Origin of the sequence: Roseomonas sp. USHLN139 (genome assembly GCF_037145735.1) — a bacterium.
Taxonomy (GTDB): domain Bacteria; phylum Pseudomonadota; class Alphaproteobacteria; order Acetobacterales; family Acetobacteraceae; genus Pseudoroseomonas.
The window spans coordinates 255,328-270,353 of sequence record NZ_JBBCWY010000004.1; the positions used below are offsets into that span (position 1 = coordinate 255,328).

15 protein-coding genes are annotated in these 15,026 nt (G+C 70.9%); 6 read left to right on the forward strand and 9 right to left on the reverse strand.

All coding sequences use genetic code 11. The features are described from left to right. Positions 1 to 47: 47 nt before the first annotated feature. The 7 genes from metK to WFI16_RS14055 form a co-directional block, all read right to left on the reverse strand. Positions 48 to 1,235: a methionine adenosyltransferase gene (gene metK, locus WFI16_RS14025; protein ID WP_419898430.1), complete on the reverse strand. Its 1,188-nt coding sequence runs from the start codon at positions 1,233 to 1,235 to the stop codon at positions 48 to 50. Positions 1,236 to 1,503: 268 nt separating this feature from the next. Next, on the reverse strand, positions 1,504 to 2,244 hold the full coding sequence (gene dapB, locus WFI16_RS14030) for a 4-hydroxy-tetrahydrodipicolinate reductase (protein WP_419898431.1): 741 nt from the start codon (positions 2,242 to 2,244) through the stop codon (positions 1,504 to 1,506). Positions 2,245 to 2,251: 7 nt separating this feature from the next. After that, the gene (locus WFI16_RS14035) at positions 2,252 to 2,590 is read right to left on the reverse strand and encodes a hypothetical protein (RefSeq protein WP_419898432.1); all 339 of its coding nucleotides are present in this window, start codon (positions 2,588 to 2,590) and stop codon (positions 2,252 to 2,254) included. Between the two features lie 55 nt (positions 2,591 to 2,645). After that, complete coding sequence (gene dnaJ, locus WFI16_RS14040; RefSeq protein WP_419898433.1) at positions 2,646 to 3,800, reverse strand: molecular chaperone DnaJ; 1,155 nt, start codon at positions 3,798 to 3,800, stop codon at positions 2,646 to 2,648. A gap of 89 nt (positions 3,801 to 3,889) precedes the next feature. Beyond that, complete coding sequence (gene dnaK, locus WFI16_RS14045; protein ID WP_419898434.1) at positions 3,890 to 5,854, reverse strand: molecular chaperone DnaK; 1,965 nt, start codon at positions 5,852 to 5,854, stop codon at positions 3,890 to 3,892. A gap of 92 nt (positions 5,855 to 5,946) precedes the next feature. Next, the gene (locus tag WFI16_RS14050) at positions 5,947 to 6,534 is read right to left on the reverse strand and encodes a GNAT family N-acetyltransferase (RefSeq protein WP_419898435.1); all 588 of its coding nucleotides are present in this window, start codon (positions 6,532 to 6,534) and stop codon (positions 5,947 to 5,949) included. A 4-nt stretch (positions 6,535 to 6,538) separates the two neighbouring features. Then, on the reverse strand, positions 6,539 to 7,096 hold the full coding sequence (locus tag WFI16_RS14055) for a nucleotide exchange factor GrpE (RefSeq protein WP_419898436.1): 558 nt from the start codon (positions 7,094 to 7,096) through the stop codon (positions 6,539 to 6,541). Positions 7,097 to 7,333: 237 nt separating this feature from the next. On the opposite strand from WFI16_RS14055, the gene WFI16_RS14060 reads away from it, so the two are divergent. The 5 genes from WFI16_RS14060 (at position 7,334) to WFI16_RS14080 (ending at position 12,024) form a co-directional block, all read left to right on the forward strand. Then, on the forward strand, positions 7,334 to 7,996 hold the full coding sequence (locus WFI16_RS14060; RefSeq protein WP_419898437.1) for an HAD family hydrolase: 663 nt from the start codon (positions 7,334 to 7,336) through the stop codon (positions 7,994 to 7,996). Beyond that, the gene (hemJ, locus tag WFI16_RS14065; protein ID WP_419898438.1) at positions 7,996 to 8,442 is read left to right on the forward strand and encodes a protoporphyrinogen oxidase HemJ; all 447 of its coding nucleotides are present in this window, start codon (positions 7,996 to 7,998) and stop codon (positions 8,440 to 8,442) included. The genes WFI16_RS14060 and hemJ overlap by 1 nt, the downstream gene beginning before the upstream one ends. 324 nt (positions 8,443 to 8,766) lie before the next feature. Continuing rightward, positions 8,767 to 10,041: a transcription termination factor Rho gene (gene rho / locus WFI16_RS14070; RefSeq protein ID WP_419898439.1), complete on the forward strand. Its 1,275-nt coding sequence runs from the start codon at positions 8,767 to 8,769 to the stop codon at positions 10,039 to 10,041. Between the two features lie 503 nt (positions 10,042 to 10,544). Next, positions 10,545 to 11,303, forward strand: coding sequence for a GNAT family N-acetyltransferase (locus WFI16_RS14075; protein WP_419898440.1), 759 nt, complete (start codon positions 10,545 to 10,547; stop codon positions 11,301 to 11,303). A 76-nt stretch (positions 11,304 to 11,379) separates the two neighbouring features. Beyond that, entirely contained in the window at positions 11,380 to 12,024 is a 645-nt protein-coding gene (locus WFI16_RS14080) for a hypothetical protein (RefSeq protein WP_419898441.1), read from the forward strand. A 45-nt stretch (positions 12,025 to 12,069) separates the two neighbouring features. Here WFI16_RS14080 and WFI16_RS14085 read toward each other — a convergent pair whose 3' ends face one another. Continuing rightward, on the reverse strand, positions 12,070 to 13,047 hold the full coding sequence (locus WFI16_RS14085; protein ID WP_419898442.1) for a quinone oxidoreductase family protein: 978 nt from the start codon (positions 13,045 to 13,047) through the stop codon (positions 12,070 to 12,072). Further along, positions 13,044 to 13,514, reverse strand: a complete 471-nt coding sequence (locus WFI16_RS14090) for a methylated-DNA--[protein]-cysteine S-methyltransferase (RefSeq protein ID WP_419898443.1) — start codon at positions 13,512 to 13,514, stop codon at positions 13,044 to 13,046. Before WFI16_RS14090 ends, WFI16_RS14085 begins: the two co-directional genes overlap by 4 nt. Before the next feature lie 166 nt (positions 13,515 to 13,680). Between WFI16_RS14090 and mnmE the strand changes: the two genes are divergently transcribed. Further along, a complete protein-coding gene (mnmE, locus tag WFI16_RS14095; RefSeq protein ID WP_419898444.1) occupies positions 13,681 to 14,991 on the forward strand; it encodes a tRNA uridine-5-carboxymethylaminomethyl(34) synthesis GTPase MnmE in 1,311 nt (436 codons plus the stop codon). The last annotated feature ends 35 nt before the right edge of the window (positions 14,992 to 15,026 follow it).

Sequence of the window (15,026 nt, forward strand, 5' to 3'; positions counted from 1 at the left end):
TCCTGGCGGGGAGAGTGTGAGAGGGGCGGCGCCCCTCTCACAAGTTTTCAGCGACCGAAGGCGCGCTTCAGCTCGGCGGCCAGGTCGGTCTTTTCCCAGGTGAAGGTGCCCTTCTCCAGGTCCGGCGTGCGGCCGAAATGGCCATAGGCCGAGGTCGGCGCGTAGATGGCGCGGTTCAGGTGCAGGTGCTCGCGGATGCCGCGCGGGGAGAGGTTGACCATGTCGTTGACGACCTTGGCCAGCTTCACCTCGTCGATGTCGCGCCCCGTGCCGTGCAGGTCGAAATAGACCGAGAGCGGCTTGGCCACGCCGATGGCGTAGGAGACCTGGATGGTGCACTTCTCGGCCAGGCCGGCGGCGACCACGTTCTTGGCAAGGTAGCGGCAGGCGTAAGCCGCCGAGCGGTCGACCTTGGTCGGGTCCTTGCCGGAGAAGGCGCCGCCGCCATGCGGGGCCGCGCCGCCATAGGTGTCGACGATGATCTTGCGGCCGGTCAGGCCGCAATCGCCGTCCGGGCCGCCGATGACGAAGGTGCCGGTCGGGTTGACGTAGAACTCGTCCTCGGGGACGGCCCAGCCTTCCGGCAGGCTGCTGACGACGATCGGGCGCACCAGCTCGCGGACCTGGGCCTGGGTCAGGCCGTCCTCGTGCTGGGTCGAGACGACGACCGAGGCGACGCCGACCGGCTTGCCGTCGACATAGCGCAGCGTCACCTGCGACTTGGCATCCGGCAGCAGGCCGCGCACCGACTTGTCGTTGGCGCGGCGGCGCTCGGCGATGCGGCGCAGGATCAGGTGGGCGTAGTAGAGCGGCGCCGGCATGAGATCGGGCGTCTCGGTGCAGGCATAGCCGAACATGATGCCCTGGTCGCCGGCGCCTTCGTCCTTGTTGCCCGAGGCATCGACGCCCTGGGCGATATGGGCCGACTGCGCGTGCAGGTGGCAGGCGATCTCGGCATTCTTCCAGGAGAAGCCTTCCTGGTCGTAGCCGATGTCGTGCACCGCCATGCGCGCGAGGTGCATCAGCAGCTCAGGCGTGACGCTGGCCGGGCCGCGGGTCTCGCCGGCCAGGATGATGCGGTTGGTGGTGACCAGCGTCTCGCAGGCCACGCGCGCATAGGGATCGGCTTCCAGGAAGGCGTCCAGCACGGTGTCGCTGATGCGGTCGGCAACCTTGTCGGGGTGGCCCTCGGAGACGGACTCCGACGTGAACAGATATTCGCCCTTGTCGCGCATGGCCCTATTCGTCCTCTTGTCGCGGCGGCGACCGGCAACCCCGGCCTGGCTATCCCTGCGCCGGCGTTGCGGCGCATCTCGTCACGCCGCAGGGCGGCGCATCATCCCGCGCTGCCGGCATGGCAACGGGCCGCGCAGGCGCGGCCGGGCTGTTTCGCAAGCGCGGGGCAGGGGGTCAAGAGACCATGGCGGGCCGCAGGGCCTGTCGCCCTGCGCCCGGCGCGGCAAGCGGCCGGTTTAACGGAAGAGTCACCGCGATCCGGCCGGGTCAGGCCATGCCGATGACATGCTTCATATCGTAGAGGCCGGGCGGCTGCGCCATCACCCACTGCGCCGCGCGCACTGCCCCGGTCGCATAGACCCGGCGGTCGAAGGAGCGGTGGCTGATGGTGATCTGCTCGGAGCCGGCGGTGAACAGCAGGGTGTGCTCGCCGATCACCTGGCCGCCGCGCAGGGCGGCGAAGCCGATCGGGCCGGTGGCGCGCGGGCCGGTATGGCCGTCGCGGCCGCTCTCCATGCCGACCTCCTCCAGCGTCCTGCCGCGGCCGCGGGCCACCGCCCGGCCCAGGCCGATGGCGGTGCCGGAGGGGGCGTCGACCTTCTGGCGGTGGTGCATCTCGACGATCTCGGCGTCGTACTGCTCGGGAGGGAGGGCGGCGCCCATCCGCTCGGCCAGGGCGAAGAGCAGGCTGACACCGGGGGCGAAGCTCGCCGCATAGACCACCGGGACGGTCCGCGCCGCCGCGGCCACCGCCGCCTCCTGCGCTGTCGACAGGCCGGAGGTGCCGAGGATCAGCGGCTTCTTCGCCGCCGCCGCCAGGCCCGCGTGCCGCTCGGCGGCGGCGGCATGGGTGAAATCGATGACCACGTCGCTGGCGGCGAACAGCGCTGGCGCGTCGCCGTCGCGGCCGATGCCGCCCGCGAGGGTCGCGCCGGCGGCGGCGATCTCCTCGGCCAGGAGCTGACCCATGCGGCCGGAATGGCCCAGGATGCCGATGCGAAGCGTCATGCCAGGGTCAGTCCTCTGGGCCGGGCTGGGGGATGGGCTGGGGCGGGTAAATGCGCGGGCGGATCACCGCGAACCAGATCAGCGCGCCGATCATGGAGAAGGCCATGGCGCTGTGGAAGGCCCAGAACAGCACGGTGCCCAGGATGCGCTTGGTGGTGAAATCGGCCGAGCAGACCAGCGCCCTGAAGGCCTCGGGCACCTCGGTGCCGCCGGCCTTCTCGATGCAGATCAGCCGGTGCTCGAGCATGGCCTCGTTGTAGGCCAAGGCATAGCGGCCGGCGATCAGGAGCAGCCAGAGGGCCAGCAGGGTCAGCGCATAGCGCCTGCCCGTCCATGTCGAGCGCATTCTTCTGTCCTTACCCTGGTCGCGCGGGGGAGGCGCCGCCTCCCCCGGGGCCCGGCTAGCGCCCCAGCCCGTCCCAGAATTCCTTGACCTTGGCGAAGAAGCCTTCGCTTTCGGGGCTGGAATGGCCGTGCTGGCCGCCTTCGCTCTCGAACTGCTCGAGCAGCTCGCGCTGGCGGGAGGTCATGTTCTGCGGCGTCTCGACGGCGACCTGGACATACATGTCGCCGCGCGCGGTGGAGCGCAGGACGGAGAAGCCCTTGCCGCGCAGGCGGAACTGGTCGCCGGTCTGGGTGCCCGCCGGGATGGTGACGCGCGAGCGCCCGCCATCGATGGTCGGCACCTCGACCGCGCCGCCCAGCGCCGCCTGGGTCATGCGCAGCGGCACGCGGACAAAGATGTTCGCGCCATCCCGCTGGAACAGCTGGTGCGGCCTGACCGCGATATCGACATAGAGGTCGCCCGCCGGCGCGCCGCGCAGCCCGGCCTCGCCCTCGCCGGAGAGGCGGATGCGGGTGCCGTCCTCGACGCCGGGCGGGATGGTGACATTGAGCGTGCGCTCGCGCTGCACGCGGCCGGCGCCCTGGCAGACCTTGCAGGGGTTCTTGATGACGCGGCCGGAGCCGCCGCAGGTCGGGCAGGCGCGCTCGATCAGGAAGAAGCCCTGCTGGGCGCGCACCTTGCCGGCGCCGCCGCAGGTGGTGCAGGTCGACTGGGCGGAGGCCGCCTTGCCTTCCGCGCCGGTGCCGTCGCAGGCGTCGCACTGGATGCTGCTCTGGACGCGCACCGTCTGCCGGGTGCCGGCGAAGGCCTCTTCCAGCGAGATCTCGGCCTGCTGGCGCAGATCGGCGCCGCGCCCGGCGGCCGCGCCCCCACCCCGGCGGCCCCCACCGAACTGGCCGAACATTTCCGCAAAAATGTCCTCGAAGCCGCCGGCGCCGAAGGGGCTGCCGCCGCCGAAGCCGCCACCCGCGCCACCGCCGCCGCCCTCGAAGGCGGCATGGCCGTAGCGGTCATAGGCAGCGCGCTTCTCGGGGTCCTTCAGCACGTCATAGGCCTCGCTGCACTCCTTGAAGGAGGCCTCGGCAGCCTTGTCGCCCGGATTGCGGTCCGGATGGTGCTTCATGGCGAGCTTGCGATAGGCCTTCTTCAGCTCGTCGTCGCTCGCGCCCCGGGCGACACCCAGGGTCTCGTAATAGTCCTTCTTGGCCATGGCGTGGCCTGTCCCCCAAGTTCCGGAACGACGAAGCGTCCGGCCCCGCGAAGGGCCGGACGCAGCGGGTCAGTGCAGCCGGAGCAGGCTCAGCTCGGCTTCTTCTTCGCCGGGTCGACATCCTCGAACTCGGCGTCGACCACCTTCTCGCCCGCCTTGGCCTCGGGGCCGGCGGCCTCGGGACCGGCGCCGGCGGCACCCTCGGCGGCGGCGGCCGCCTTGTAGACCGCCTCGCCCAGCTTCATCGACGCGGCGCCCAGGCGCTCGGTCGCGGCCTTGATGGCCTCGACGTCGTCACCCTCGCGGGCGCTGCGGGCGGCTTCCAGGGCAGCCTCGGCCTCGGTCTTCTCGGCCTCGCCGACCTTGTCGCCGTTCTCCTTCAGCGTCTTCTCGGTGCCGTGGATCAGCGCCTCGAGCTGGTTCTTCGACTCGACGCCCTCGCGGCGGCGCTTGTCGGCCTCGGCATTGGCCTCGGCGTCCTTCACCATCCGCTCGATATCGGCATCCGACAGGCCGGACTTGGCCTGAATCTTGATCTGCTGCTCCTTGCCGGTCGCCTTGTCCTTGGCGCTGACCGAGACGATGCCGTTGGCGTCGATGTCGAAGGAGACCTCGATCTGCGGCACGCCGCGCGGGGCGGGGGTGATGCCCTGCAGGTCGAAATTGCCCAGCAGCTTGTTGTCCGCCGCCATCTCGCGCTCGCCCTGGAACACCTTGATGGTGACCGCGGTCTGGTTGTCGTCGGCGGTGGAGAAGGTCTGGCTCTTCTTGGTCGGGATCGTCGTGTTGCGGTCGATCAGGCGGGTGAACACGCCGCCCAGCGTCTCGATGCCGAGCGACAGCGGCGTCACGTCGAGCAGCAGGACATCCTTGACCTCGCCCTTCAGCACGCCGCCCTGGATGGCGGCGCCGATGGCCACGACCTCATCCGGGTTGACGTTGCGGGCCGGCTCCTTGCCGAAGAACTGCTTCACCGCCTCGACGACCTTGGGCATGCGGGTCATGCCGCCGACCAGGATCACCTCGTCGATCTCGCCGGCGGTCAGGCCGGCATCCTTCAGCGCCAGGCGGCAGGGCTCGAGCGTGCGCTGCACCAGGTCATCGACCAGGCTTTCCAGCTTGGCGCGGCTGACCTGCAGCACCAGGTGCTTCGGGCCGGAGGCATCGGCGGTGATGAAGGGCAGGTTGATCTCGGTCTGCTTGGCGCTCGACAGCTCGATCTTGGCCTTCTCGGCCGCTTCCTTCAGCCGCTGCAGGGCGAGCTTGTCGCCGCGCAGGTCGATGCCGTTCTCCTTCTTGAACTCGTCCGCCAGGTAGTCGATGACGCGCTGGTCGAAATCCTCGCCGCCCAGGAAGGTGTCGCCGTTGGTCGACTTCACCTCGAAGACGCCGTCGCCGATCTCGAGCACGGAGACGTCGAAGGTGCCGCCGCCGAGGTCATAGACCGCGATCGTGCCGGTGGCCTTCTTGTCCATGCCATAGGCGAGGGCGGCCGCGGTCGGCTCGTTGATGATGCGCAGCACCTCGAGGCCGGCAATGGCGCCCGCCTCCTTGGTCGCCTGGCGCTGGCTGTCATTGAAGTAGGCGGGGACGGTGATGACCGCCTGGGTCACCTTCTCGCCGAGATAGGCCTCGGCGGTCTCCTTCATCTTGGTCAGCACATTGGCGCTGATCTGCTGCGGCGCTTGCTTCTGCCCGCCGGCCTCGACCCAGGCATCGCCATTGTCGGCGCGGACGATCTTGAAGGGGGCCAGGCCCGCTTCCTTCTTGACCATCGCGTCGTCGAAGCGGCGGCCGATCAGGCGCTTCACCGCATAGAGGGTATCGGTCGGGTTGGTGACCGCCTGGCGCTTCGCGGCCTGGCCCACCAGCCGCTCGCCATTCTTGGCGAAGGCGACCATGGACGGCGTCGTGCGCGCGCCCTCGGCGTTCTCCAGCACCTTCACGTCGCCGCCTTCCATGATGGCGACGCAGCTGTTGGTGGTGCCGAGGTCGATGCCGATAACCTTGCTCATCCGAGTTCTCCTCTTGGCGGATGGGGGTGGCCCGTTCATGGCGCCACGCTCATCCCCGTGCTCATCAGGCGTGATCTGGGGAGCCGTCCGGGCCGATCAGTGCTGCCCGGGCGGCGATGTCAGCGATGTATTCAGCGCGGCGCCGCCGGACAAGGGCGCTTCGCAGGGCTGCGCAAAAAATGTGCAGGTCCGGGACCGGCCAGCGGCGCGGCCTCGGCCAGCAGGTAGCGCACCAGCTTGCCGTTGCGCGGGTCGGTGGCCTGGCCGCCGGCGGTGAAGCCGAGCCGGGCGTGGAAGGCCAGGCTCTCCGGGTTGGGCGGGTCGAGATTGACCTCGCAGCCCAGCCGGCCGAGCCCTGCTTCCAGCGCGACCCCGGCCAGGGCGGCGTAGAGCGCCCGGCCGATGCCCATCCCCTGCGCCGCCGGCTCGACCACGATGCGGTCGATATAGACGGCCTCGGGGTGGTTCTGCCGCATCCAGCCGTGGTTGGGGCCGTGCACCGGCCCCTCCGGGCCGAGCGCCACCAGCAGCCCGAGCAGCGTGCCCCGCGCATCCCAGGCGCCAACGGCCAGAAAGGCGTCGGCGCAGAGGCTGGCGAAAGCGGGCGCCGTCAACGCGTTGACCGGCCCGTCATGCCGGTTGTTCAGCGCCAGCAGCGCCGGCTGCTCGGCCGGCGCGACGGGGCGCAGGGTGAAGCCGGCCACGGCCCGGTCAGCCATGGGGTCAGGCGGTCTCGGAGACGCCCTCGCCGGCCACGACGACCATGGCGGGCTTCAGCAGGCGGCCGTTCAGCAGCCAGGCCGGGGTCCAGGCCTGCAGCACGGTGCCGGCGGCGACGCCCTCCGGCGGCGGCTGCTGCGCCATGGCCTGGTGCAGCTCGGGGTCGAAGGGCTTGCCGGCGGCTTCCTGCCGGGTCACGCCGTTGCGCTCCAGGATGGCGATGAAGGCGCGCTCGACGCCCTCGAAGCCGCCGCGCAGCTTGCCCAGCAGCTCGGCCTCGCCCTCCTGCGCGGCCGGCAGGGCGTCGAGGCCGCGGCGCAGGTTGTCGGCCGCCTCGACCACGTCGCGGGCGAATTTCTGCACCGCGTAGTTGCGGGCATCCTCGACATCGCGCTTGGTGCGGTTGCGCAGGTTCTGCATCTCCGCCTCCGAGCGCAGCCAGCGGTCCTTGAGCTGGGCGATTTCCGCCTCCAGCTCGGCGATGCGCGCCTGGGCGTCGACCGGGGCCTCCGGCTGGCCCTGCTGGGCTTCGGTGTCGCTGGGCTTGCTCTGATCGTTCATCACCGGCTTCTTTTCACTTCTTTTCAGATTCATCATCGGCGGCGCAGGTGCCGCGGCCATTCAGCCCCATCACCTAGGCAAAGCGGTGGCGCAGGACAAGGAAAGACCCGCCATCGCCCGCGCAAGGCTGGAGAAGCGGGCCAGCGGGGCTGCTTTTCCGGGCGAGGCGTGGCATGCCGGCCGCGCGCCCCGCCCCCGCTTTTCCCCTCGCTCGTTCCCTGCCAGAAGGCCCGCCGCATGCCCATGACCCCGCCCCGCGCCATCCTCTTCGATTGCGACGGCGTGCTGGCCGACAGCGAGGCACTGGCCGCCCAGGTGGTGGCCGACGACCTGGCCGGCCGCGGCTTCCCGGTGACGCCGGAGCTCTGCCAGGACGTCTTCCTGGGCCGGGCGGTGCCGGACATGGTGGCGGTGATCGAGCAGCGCTTCGGCCGCGTCCCCGATGACTGGCCGGCGCAGATCGGCCGGGCGCTGACCGAGCGGATGGCGCGCGAGGTGGTGCCGGTGCCCGGCGCGCTCGAGGCGCTGCGGCGGCTGGCGGCATCCGGCATCCCGCTGGCCTGCGCCTCCAATTCCTCGCGCGCCGAGCTCTCGGCCAAGCTGGCGCGCCTCGGCGTCGCGTCGCTGTTCCAGGGCCGCGTCTTCTCCTTCCAGGATGTCGACCGGCCGAAGCCCTATCCGGATATCTACGCGGCGGCGGCGGCGGCGGCGGCCTGCGGCGCGGCCCCGGCAGACTGCGTGGTGGTCGAGGACAGCCTACCGGGCATCCGCGCTGGCCGCGCCGCCGGCTGCCGCGTCCTCGCCCTGGTCTGGGAGACGCCGGAAGCCCTGCTGCGCGCCCAGGGCGCCGAGCCCTTCCACCACATGGACGAGCTGGCCGGCCTGCTGGGGGTGGCGTGATGGAGGCCCTGGCCGGCTGGTACCCCTGGATCAAGGCGCTGCACCTCTCGGCGGTGATCGCCTGGATGGCCGGGCTGTTCTACCTGCCGCGGCTCTATGTCTATCACACGCCGAGCCCGGTCGGTTCCGACCGCAGCGAGCTGTTCAAGGTGATGGAGCGCCGGCTGCTGCGCGGCATCATGAACCCGGCGATGATCGTCACCTGGCTGCTCGGCCTGACCCTGGTGGCGACGCCGGGCGTCATCGACTGGTCGGCCGGCTGGTGGCACCTGAAGCTCACCAGCGTCATCGGCATGACCGCCTTCCACATGCATCTGGCGGCTGCCCGCAAGGGGCTGCTGGCCGACCAGCGGCGGCACAGCGAGCGCTACTGGCGCGTCATGAACGAGGTGCCGACCCTGCTGATGCTGGTCATCGTCATCATGGTGATCGTGAAGCCTTTCTGACCCGGAACGGCCCGGCGGCCGCCGCGGCGGCGGAACGGCCGCAGGAATCGGGCGGAAATGCTTGAAACGGAGTGTGAAAGCCTCATTTGACCCATTGACGGGAGCGCGTCGCGGCCCCTAGCCTCGCAACGCTTCCCGTCGATGGCATGAGATCGGTCACGCCCAGGTTTCCGGGCCAATCCATTCTCCTGCCGAGACACAATCCCTCCTTATTCGGGACAGGTCGGCTGCGCAGCCTGCGCGGTTCCGGCATGCAGGCAGGCCAAGCCGCCGGCTTCTCGCAAATGTCCCGCTGCTCCCGCCGGCACGGAACGCGTCCGACCCATGCATCTTTCTGAACTCAAGGCCAAGAGCCCCGCCGACCTGCTCGCTTTCGCCGAGTCCCTGCAGATCGAGAACGCTTCCATCCTGCGCAAGCAGGACATGATGTTCGCGATCCTGAAGCAGCTGGCGGAGAATGATCAGGCGATCCATGGCGACGGCACGCTGGAAATCCTGCCCGATGGCTTCGGCTTCCTGCGCTCGCCGCAGTCGAACTACCTGCCTGGGCCGGACGACATCTATGTCTCCCCCGCCCAGGTGCGCCGCTTCGGCCTGCGCACCGGCGACACGGTGGAAGGCCAGATCCGCGCGCCCAAGGATGGCGAACGCTACTTCGCGCTGCTGAAGGTCAACACCGTCAATTTCGAGCCGCCCGAGGCGCTGCGGCACCGCATCAACTTCGACAACCTGACGCCGCTCTATCCGACCCGTCGCCTGAAGATGGAGAACTCGGAATTCGAGTCCGTCGCCAAGGGGATGCAGAAGGACTACACGCCGCGCGTCATCGACCTGGTGGCGCCGATCGGCATGGGCCAGCGCGCCCTGGTCGTCGCGCCGCCGCGCACCGGCAAGACGGTGATGCTGCAGAACATCGCCCGCAGCATCAGCCTGAACCACCCCGACGTCTTCCTCCTCGTCCTGCTGATCGACGAGCGGCCCGAGGAAGTCACCGACATGGCCCGCACGGTGCGGGGCGAGGTCGTGGCCTCCACCTTCGACGAGCCGGCGACCCGCCACGTGCAGGTCACCGAGATGGTTCTCGAGAAGGCCAAGCGCCTGGTCGAGCACAAGCGCGACGTCGTCATCCTGCTCGACTCGATCACCCGCCTCGGCCGCGCCTACAACTCGGTCGTGCCCTCCTCGGGCAAGGTGCTGACCGGCGGCGTCGACGCCAATGCCCTGCAGCGGCCGAAGCGCTTCTTCGGCGCGGCGCGCAACATCGAGGAAGGCGGCTCGCTGACCATCATCGCGACCGCGCTGATCGATACCGGCAGCCGCATGGACGAGGTCATCTTCGAAGAGTTCAAGGGCACCGGCAATTCGGAGCTCATCCTCGACCGCAAGCTGTCCGACAAGCGCGTCTTCCCGGCGATCGACATCACCAAGTCCGGCACCCGCAAGGAAGAGGTGCTGATCGACCGCCCGACCCTGACCAAGATGTGGGTCCTGCGCCGCATCCTGAACCCGATGGGCACCCAGGACGCGATGGAATTCCTGCTGGACAAGCTGAAGTACAGCAAGACCAACCAGGACTTCTTCGACGCGATGAATACTTGATGTTGTGCGGGGAGGCTTTGCCTCCCCGCCCTCAAGCGCCGGCGCGCGCCTCCGCGCGCTTGGCTTTCGCGCCATAGGGCGCGGGCCGCCTTCGCGGCCTCAGCCGACCAGAGGTCGGCTGCGTTTGTTTTGTGCCTCAGGCGCCGGCGCGCGCCTCCGCGCGCCTGGCTTTCGCGCCATGGGGCGCGGGCCGCCTTCGCGGCCTCAGCCGACCAGAGGTCGGCTGCATTTGTTTTGCGCCTCAGGCGCCGGCGCGCGCCTCCGCGCGTTTGGCTTTCGCGCCATAAGGCGCGGGCCGCCTTCGCGGCCTCAGCCGACCAGAGGTCGGCTGCATGATTCTCTCCCCTTTCGACCGGATTGTCCTGCCCCGCTTCGGGCGCAGCCCTGCTGCGTCGCCGCCTCGCGCTGTCCAGCCCCCTGCGATCGGCAGGGCTCGGCGGCTGGTCAGCGGCGCCCGGCGCGCTAGGCTGCAGCCACTCCATCATGGGCGAAGAGGCAGAGGGATGCAGGGCGAATCCTGGCAGGGCGTGTCGGTGGCCGAGCTCGAACGCGCGTCGCACAATGCGGTACCGGCGCTGCGCACTGCCTTCGATGGCCCCTTCCTGCTGCGCGCCTTCCTGGGCGGCACCGGGCGCGCCAATGCCGTCTCCTCGCTCGACCCGGCGCCCGACGCGGCGCTGGCCCAGCGCGTCGACCGCATCGCCGGGGCCTATGACCGGCTGGGGCTGACGCCGCGCTTCCGCTCCACCCCGCTCGATCCGCCGGGGCTGCGCGAGGCGCTGCTGGAACGCGGCTATGCCGAGCATGACGAATCCGTCGTGATGGCCGGCCCGCTCGCCGGCTTCGCCGCCGCTGATCCGGCCGTGGAGATCCTGCCGGCACCGACCGAGGAATGGCTCGCCGTGCTGGCGACCGCCGACTACCAGACCGAGAAGCGCCGCGCCGAGAAGCGGCAGGCGGCGGAGATGATGCTGCTGCCGGCCGCCTGGCTGGTGCTGCGCCTCGAGGGCCGCGCCGCGGCCGTCGGTCAGGTCGCCGCCGATGGCCAGCTGCTGGGCTTCTTCGACATCGCGACCGCGCCGGACTTCCGGCGCCGCGGCCTGGGCCAGCGCCTGCTGGCGGCCGGCGCCGCCTGGGGGCAGGGGCAGGGGGCGCGCACCGGCTGGCTGCAGGTCTCCGCCAGCAACACGCCGGCCCAGGCGCTCTACGCCCGGCTGGGCTTCGCCGGCATCTACAACTACCGCTACTTCCTGCTGCGCTGACTTGTGAGGCCGGGCGGGGTGGCAGGCGCTGCCGCCCTCCGCCTAGGCTGGCGGCACCCTGCCGGAGCCGCCGCCCATGTCGGACACCGCGACCAACCCCGCGAAACCGCCGGCCCGGATCGGCCTTCCGCGCCTGTCGCCGGCCGAGCTGCTGTTCTTCCGCCGCCTGCTCGATAACCCCGGCCTCGCCCGCTATGGCGAGTTCGGCCTAGGCGGCTCGACGCTGGAGGCGGTGCGGCGCGACATTCCCGTCCTGGTCTCGGTGGAATCGGATGCCGACTGGCTGCAGGCCGCCGCCGGTCAGCCGGAGCTGGCCGCTGCCATCGCCGCCGGCCGGCTGACCCTGCACCACGGCGATATCGGCCCGGTGATCGCCTGGGGGCGACCGCGCGACCGCCGCGCCCTGGCGCGCTGGCCGGGCTATGTCGCCACCTTCTGGGAGGCCTGGTCGCAGCGTGGCGCGCTGCCGCAGCTGGTCTTCGTCGATGGCCACTTCCGGGTGGCGGCGGCCTTGTCGGCGCTGCTGCAGGCCGGGGGCGACCCGCCCGCCGTGCTGGTGCACGACATGGAGGAAGCCCGGCTGCGCCACTACGGCGTCATGCTCGACTTCCTGGAGCCGGTGGAGCAGGTGGAGACGCTGTGGCTGCTGCGCGCCCGGCCCGGCCTGGACCGCGCCGCGCTGCTGGCCGCCGTCTTGCGCCACGCCCTCGACTTCCGCTGAGGGCCGGGGAGGGGGGCCATCCTGGCGGCGGCCCCCCTCCGATCATCAGGGCAGGAAGACGGTGCTGCCCGTGGTCTTGCGGCCTTCCAGCGCGCGATGCGCCTCGGCGGCGTCCTTCAGCGCATAGGTCTGGTTCACCTCAATCTTCACCGCGCCCGACAGCACGACGGAGAAGAGATCGGTTGCGGTGGCCACCAGATCGGCATGCTTGGCGGTGTAGGTCGCCAGCGTGGGCCGGGTCAGGAACAGCGAGCCCTTGGCCGCCAGCACGCCGATATCGAAGGGCGGCACCGGGCCGGAGGCATTGCCGTAGGACACCATCATGCCGAGCGGCGCCAGGCAGTCCAGCGAGGCCATGAAGGTCTCGCGGCCGACGCTGTCATAGACCACCGGCAGCATGGCGCCGTTGGTGATCTCCTTCACCCGGGCGGGCAGGTCGTCCTTGCCGGCGATCAGCACGTGCTCGGCGCCATGCGCGCGGGCAAGCTCGGCCTTCTCCGGCGTGGAGACGGTGCCGATCACCGTGCAGCCCAGCTGCTTCGCCCATTGGCACATGATCAGCCCGACGCCGCCGGCCGCGGCATGCACCAGGATCGTCTCGCCCGGCTTCACCGGATAGGTCCGCCGCAGCAGGTACTGCGCCGTCATGCCCTGCAGCATCATGCCGGCGGCGGTGGTGTCGGAAATCCCCTCCGGCAGCTTCACCAGCCGGTCGGCCTTGATGGTGCGCGCCTGGCAATAGGCACCGATCGGCGCCATGGCATAGGCCACCCGGTCGCCGACCGCGAGGCTGGTCACCTCGCTGCCCACCGCCTCGACCGTGCCGGCCGCCTCCATCCCCAGCGTCGCCGGCAGCGAGGGCAGCTTGTAGAGGCCGGTGCGGAAATAGACGTCGATATAGTTCAGCCCGACGGCGCCATGCCGCACCAGCACCTCGTCAGGCTTCGGCGCGGGGAGCGGCACCTCCTCCCACACCATCTTCTCCGGGCCGCCGTGTTCGTGAATGCGGATGGCGTGGTTCATAGGAGCGCTCCTTCGTGACGCAGGCTGCGCCGTTCGAGATCCAGAAGATACCGCTTGGTGGGGGCACCTTCGCCACCGGAATAGCCGCCCAGCGCACCGCCCGCGCCGACCACGCGGTGGCAGGGGATGATGATGGGGATGGGATTGCAGCCATTGGCCTGGCCGACGGCACGCGCCACCGAGCCGATGCTGGCGGCGAGCTGGGCATAGCTGCGCGTCTCGCCGGCAGGAATGGCCTGCAGCGCCGCCCAGACCCGCTTCTGGTAGGGGGTGCCATAGGGCGCCAGCGGCAGGTCGAACACCGTCCGCTGGCCGTCGAAATAGTCCTGGACCTGCTCGCGCGCCATGACCAGCAGAGGGGTCTCCTCCTGGTCGCGACCGCGGCCCCAGTCCAGCGCGACGATCGCCCCTTCATCCTCGGAGAGGGTGAGGGGGCCCAGGGGGGTGAGGAAGGAAAGCTGTGGCATCGGCGCGATTCGACACGCTCCGCCGGCAGCGTCAAGGGCGAAGGCCGTGAGCGGCTCGGATGGCTTCGTTTCACGTGAAACGGTAAGAAGGGAAGCAAGCTCGGGGGAAGGAATTCCCCCGAACCCCCATCTTCTTTCTGTCTCTCAGCAGCGCCGGCCCCACCCCATGCACACCATCTTCGCCCTGGCCTCCGGGGCCGGCCGCGCGGCCATCGCCGTCATCCGCCTCTCTGGCCCTGACACCGGCGCCATCCTGCAACGCCTCGCCGGCAGGCTGCCCGCGCCGCGCCAGGCCTCGCTGCGGCGCCTCCGCCAGCCGGACAGCGACGAGGTGCTGGATGAGGCGCTGGTGCTGTGGTTCCCCGCTCCGCGCTCCTATACCGGGGAGGATGCGGCCGAGCTGCACCTGCATGGCGGCCGCGCCGTGGTCGATGGCGTCGGCGCCGCGCTCATCGCCCTGGGCGCCCGCCCGGCCGAGCCCGGCGAATTCACCCGCCGCGCCTTCCTCAACAACCGCCTCGACCTGACCGCGGCCGAGGGCATCGCCGACCTGATCGACGCCGAGACCGCCGCCCAGCGCCGCCAGGCCCTGCGCCAGGCCGGCGGCGCCCTGGCCCGCCGCTATGCCGGCTGGGCCGACCGTCTGACCCGGCTGCTGGCGCATCAGGAAGCCGCCATCGAATTCGCCGAGGACGGCCTGCCCAACAGCCTGGAGGCCGAGGTGCGCGCCGGCAGCGCGGCCCTGGCCGCCGAGATCGCTGGGCATCTGGCCGACGGCCAGCGCGGCGAGCGCCTGCGCGAAGGCCTCTGGGCCGCCATCATCGGCGCCCCCAACGCGGGGAAATCGTCGCTGCTCAATGCCCTGGCGGGGCGCGAGGCGGCCATCGTCTCCGCCCGCGCTGGCACCACCCGCGACGTGGTGGAGGTGCGGCTCGATCTCGGCGGCGTGCCGGTGCTGCTGGCCGATACCGCCGGGCTGCGCGAGACCGAGGACGAGATCGAGGCCGAGGGCGTGCGCCGCGCCCGCCGCCGCGCCGAGGAGGCCGACCTGGTCATCGCCGTCTTCGCCGCCGATGCCCCGCCCGATGCCACCACCCTCGGCCTGCTCGCCCCCGGCACCCTGGTGGTCGCCAACAAGACCGACCTGGCGCCAGCGCCGGCGACGATCGGCGGCGAGGTTCCGCTGCCGGTCTCGGCCGCGACGGGGCAGGGGCTGCCGGCGCTGCAGGAGGCTCTGGCGGCGGCGGCGGCACAGCGGGCCTGGCTGAGCGAGGAGGCTGTGCTGACCCGCCCGCGCCACCGCGCCGCCCTGGCCGAGGCGGCCGCCTGGCTGGAGGAGGCAGGGCGCGCGCCGCTGCCCGAGATCGCTGCCGAGGCGCTGCGCGCGGGTCTGCGCGCGCTCGGCCGGCTGACCGGGCGGATCGGCGTCGAGCAGGTGCTGGATGTCGTCTTCGGCGATTTCTGCATCGGCAAGTAGCGCGGAAAGGTGCGCGCCTCGCCGGGCGATCCGGG

Coding starts and splice junctions, on each gene's coding strand:
- metK (WP_419898430.1), bottom strand. CDS start 1,235: ATGCGCGACAAGGGCGAATATCTGTTCACGTCGGAGTCCGTCTCCGAG.
- dapB (WP_419898431.1), bottom strand. CDS start 2,244: ATGACGCTTCGCATCGGCATCCTGGGCCATTCCGGCCGCATGGGTCAG.
- WFI16_RS14035 (WP_419898432.1), bottom strand. CDS start 2,590: ATGCGCTCGACATGGACGGGCAGGCGCTATGCGCTGACCCTGCTGGCC.
- dnaJ (WP_419898433.1), bottom strand. CDS start 3,800: ATGGCCAAGAAGGACTATTACGAGACCCTGGGTGTCGCCCGGGGCGCG.
- dnaK (WP_419898434.1), bottom strand. CDS start 5,854: ATGAACGGGCCACCCCCATCCGCCAAGAGGAGAACTCGGATGAGCAAG.
- WFI16_RS14050 (WP_419898435.1), bottom strand. CDS start 6,534: ATGGCTGACCGGGCCGTGGCCGGCTTCACCCTGCGCCCCGTCGCGCCG.
- WFI16_RS14055 (WP_419898436.1), bottom strand. CDS start 7,096: ATGAACGATCAGAGCAAGCCCAGCGACACCGAAGCCCAGCAGGGCCAG.
- WFI16_RS14060 (WP_419898437.1), top strand. CDS start 7,334: ATGCCCATGACCCCGCCCCGCGCCATCCTCTTCGATTGCGACGGCGTG.
- hemJ (WP_419898438.1), top strand. CDS start 7,996: ATGGAGGCCCTGGCCGGCTGGTACCCCTGGATCAAGGCGCTGCACCTC.
- rho (WP_419898439.1), top strand. CDS start 8,767: ATGCATCTTTCTGAACTCAAGGCCAAGAGCCCCGCCGACCTGCTCGCT.
- WFI16_RS14075 (WP_419898440.1), top strand. CDS start 10,545: ATGCAGGGCGAATCCTGGCAGGGCGTGTCGGTGGCCGAGCTCGAACGC.
- WFI16_RS14080 (WP_419898441.1), top strand. CDS start 11,380: ATGTCGGACACCGCGACCAACCCCGCGAAACCGCCGGCCCGGATCGGC.
- WFI16_RS14085 (WP_419898442.1), bottom strand. CDS start 13,047: ATGAACCACGCCATCCGCATTCACGAACACGGCGGCCCGGAGAAGATG.
- WFI16_RS14090 (WP_419898443.1), bottom strand. CDS start 13,514: ATGCCACAGCTTTCCTTCCTCACCCCCCTGGGCCCCCTCACCCTCTCC.
- mnmE (WP_419898444.1), top strand. CDS start 13,681: ATGCACACCATCTTCGCCCTGGCCTCCGGGGCCGGCCGCGCGGCCATC.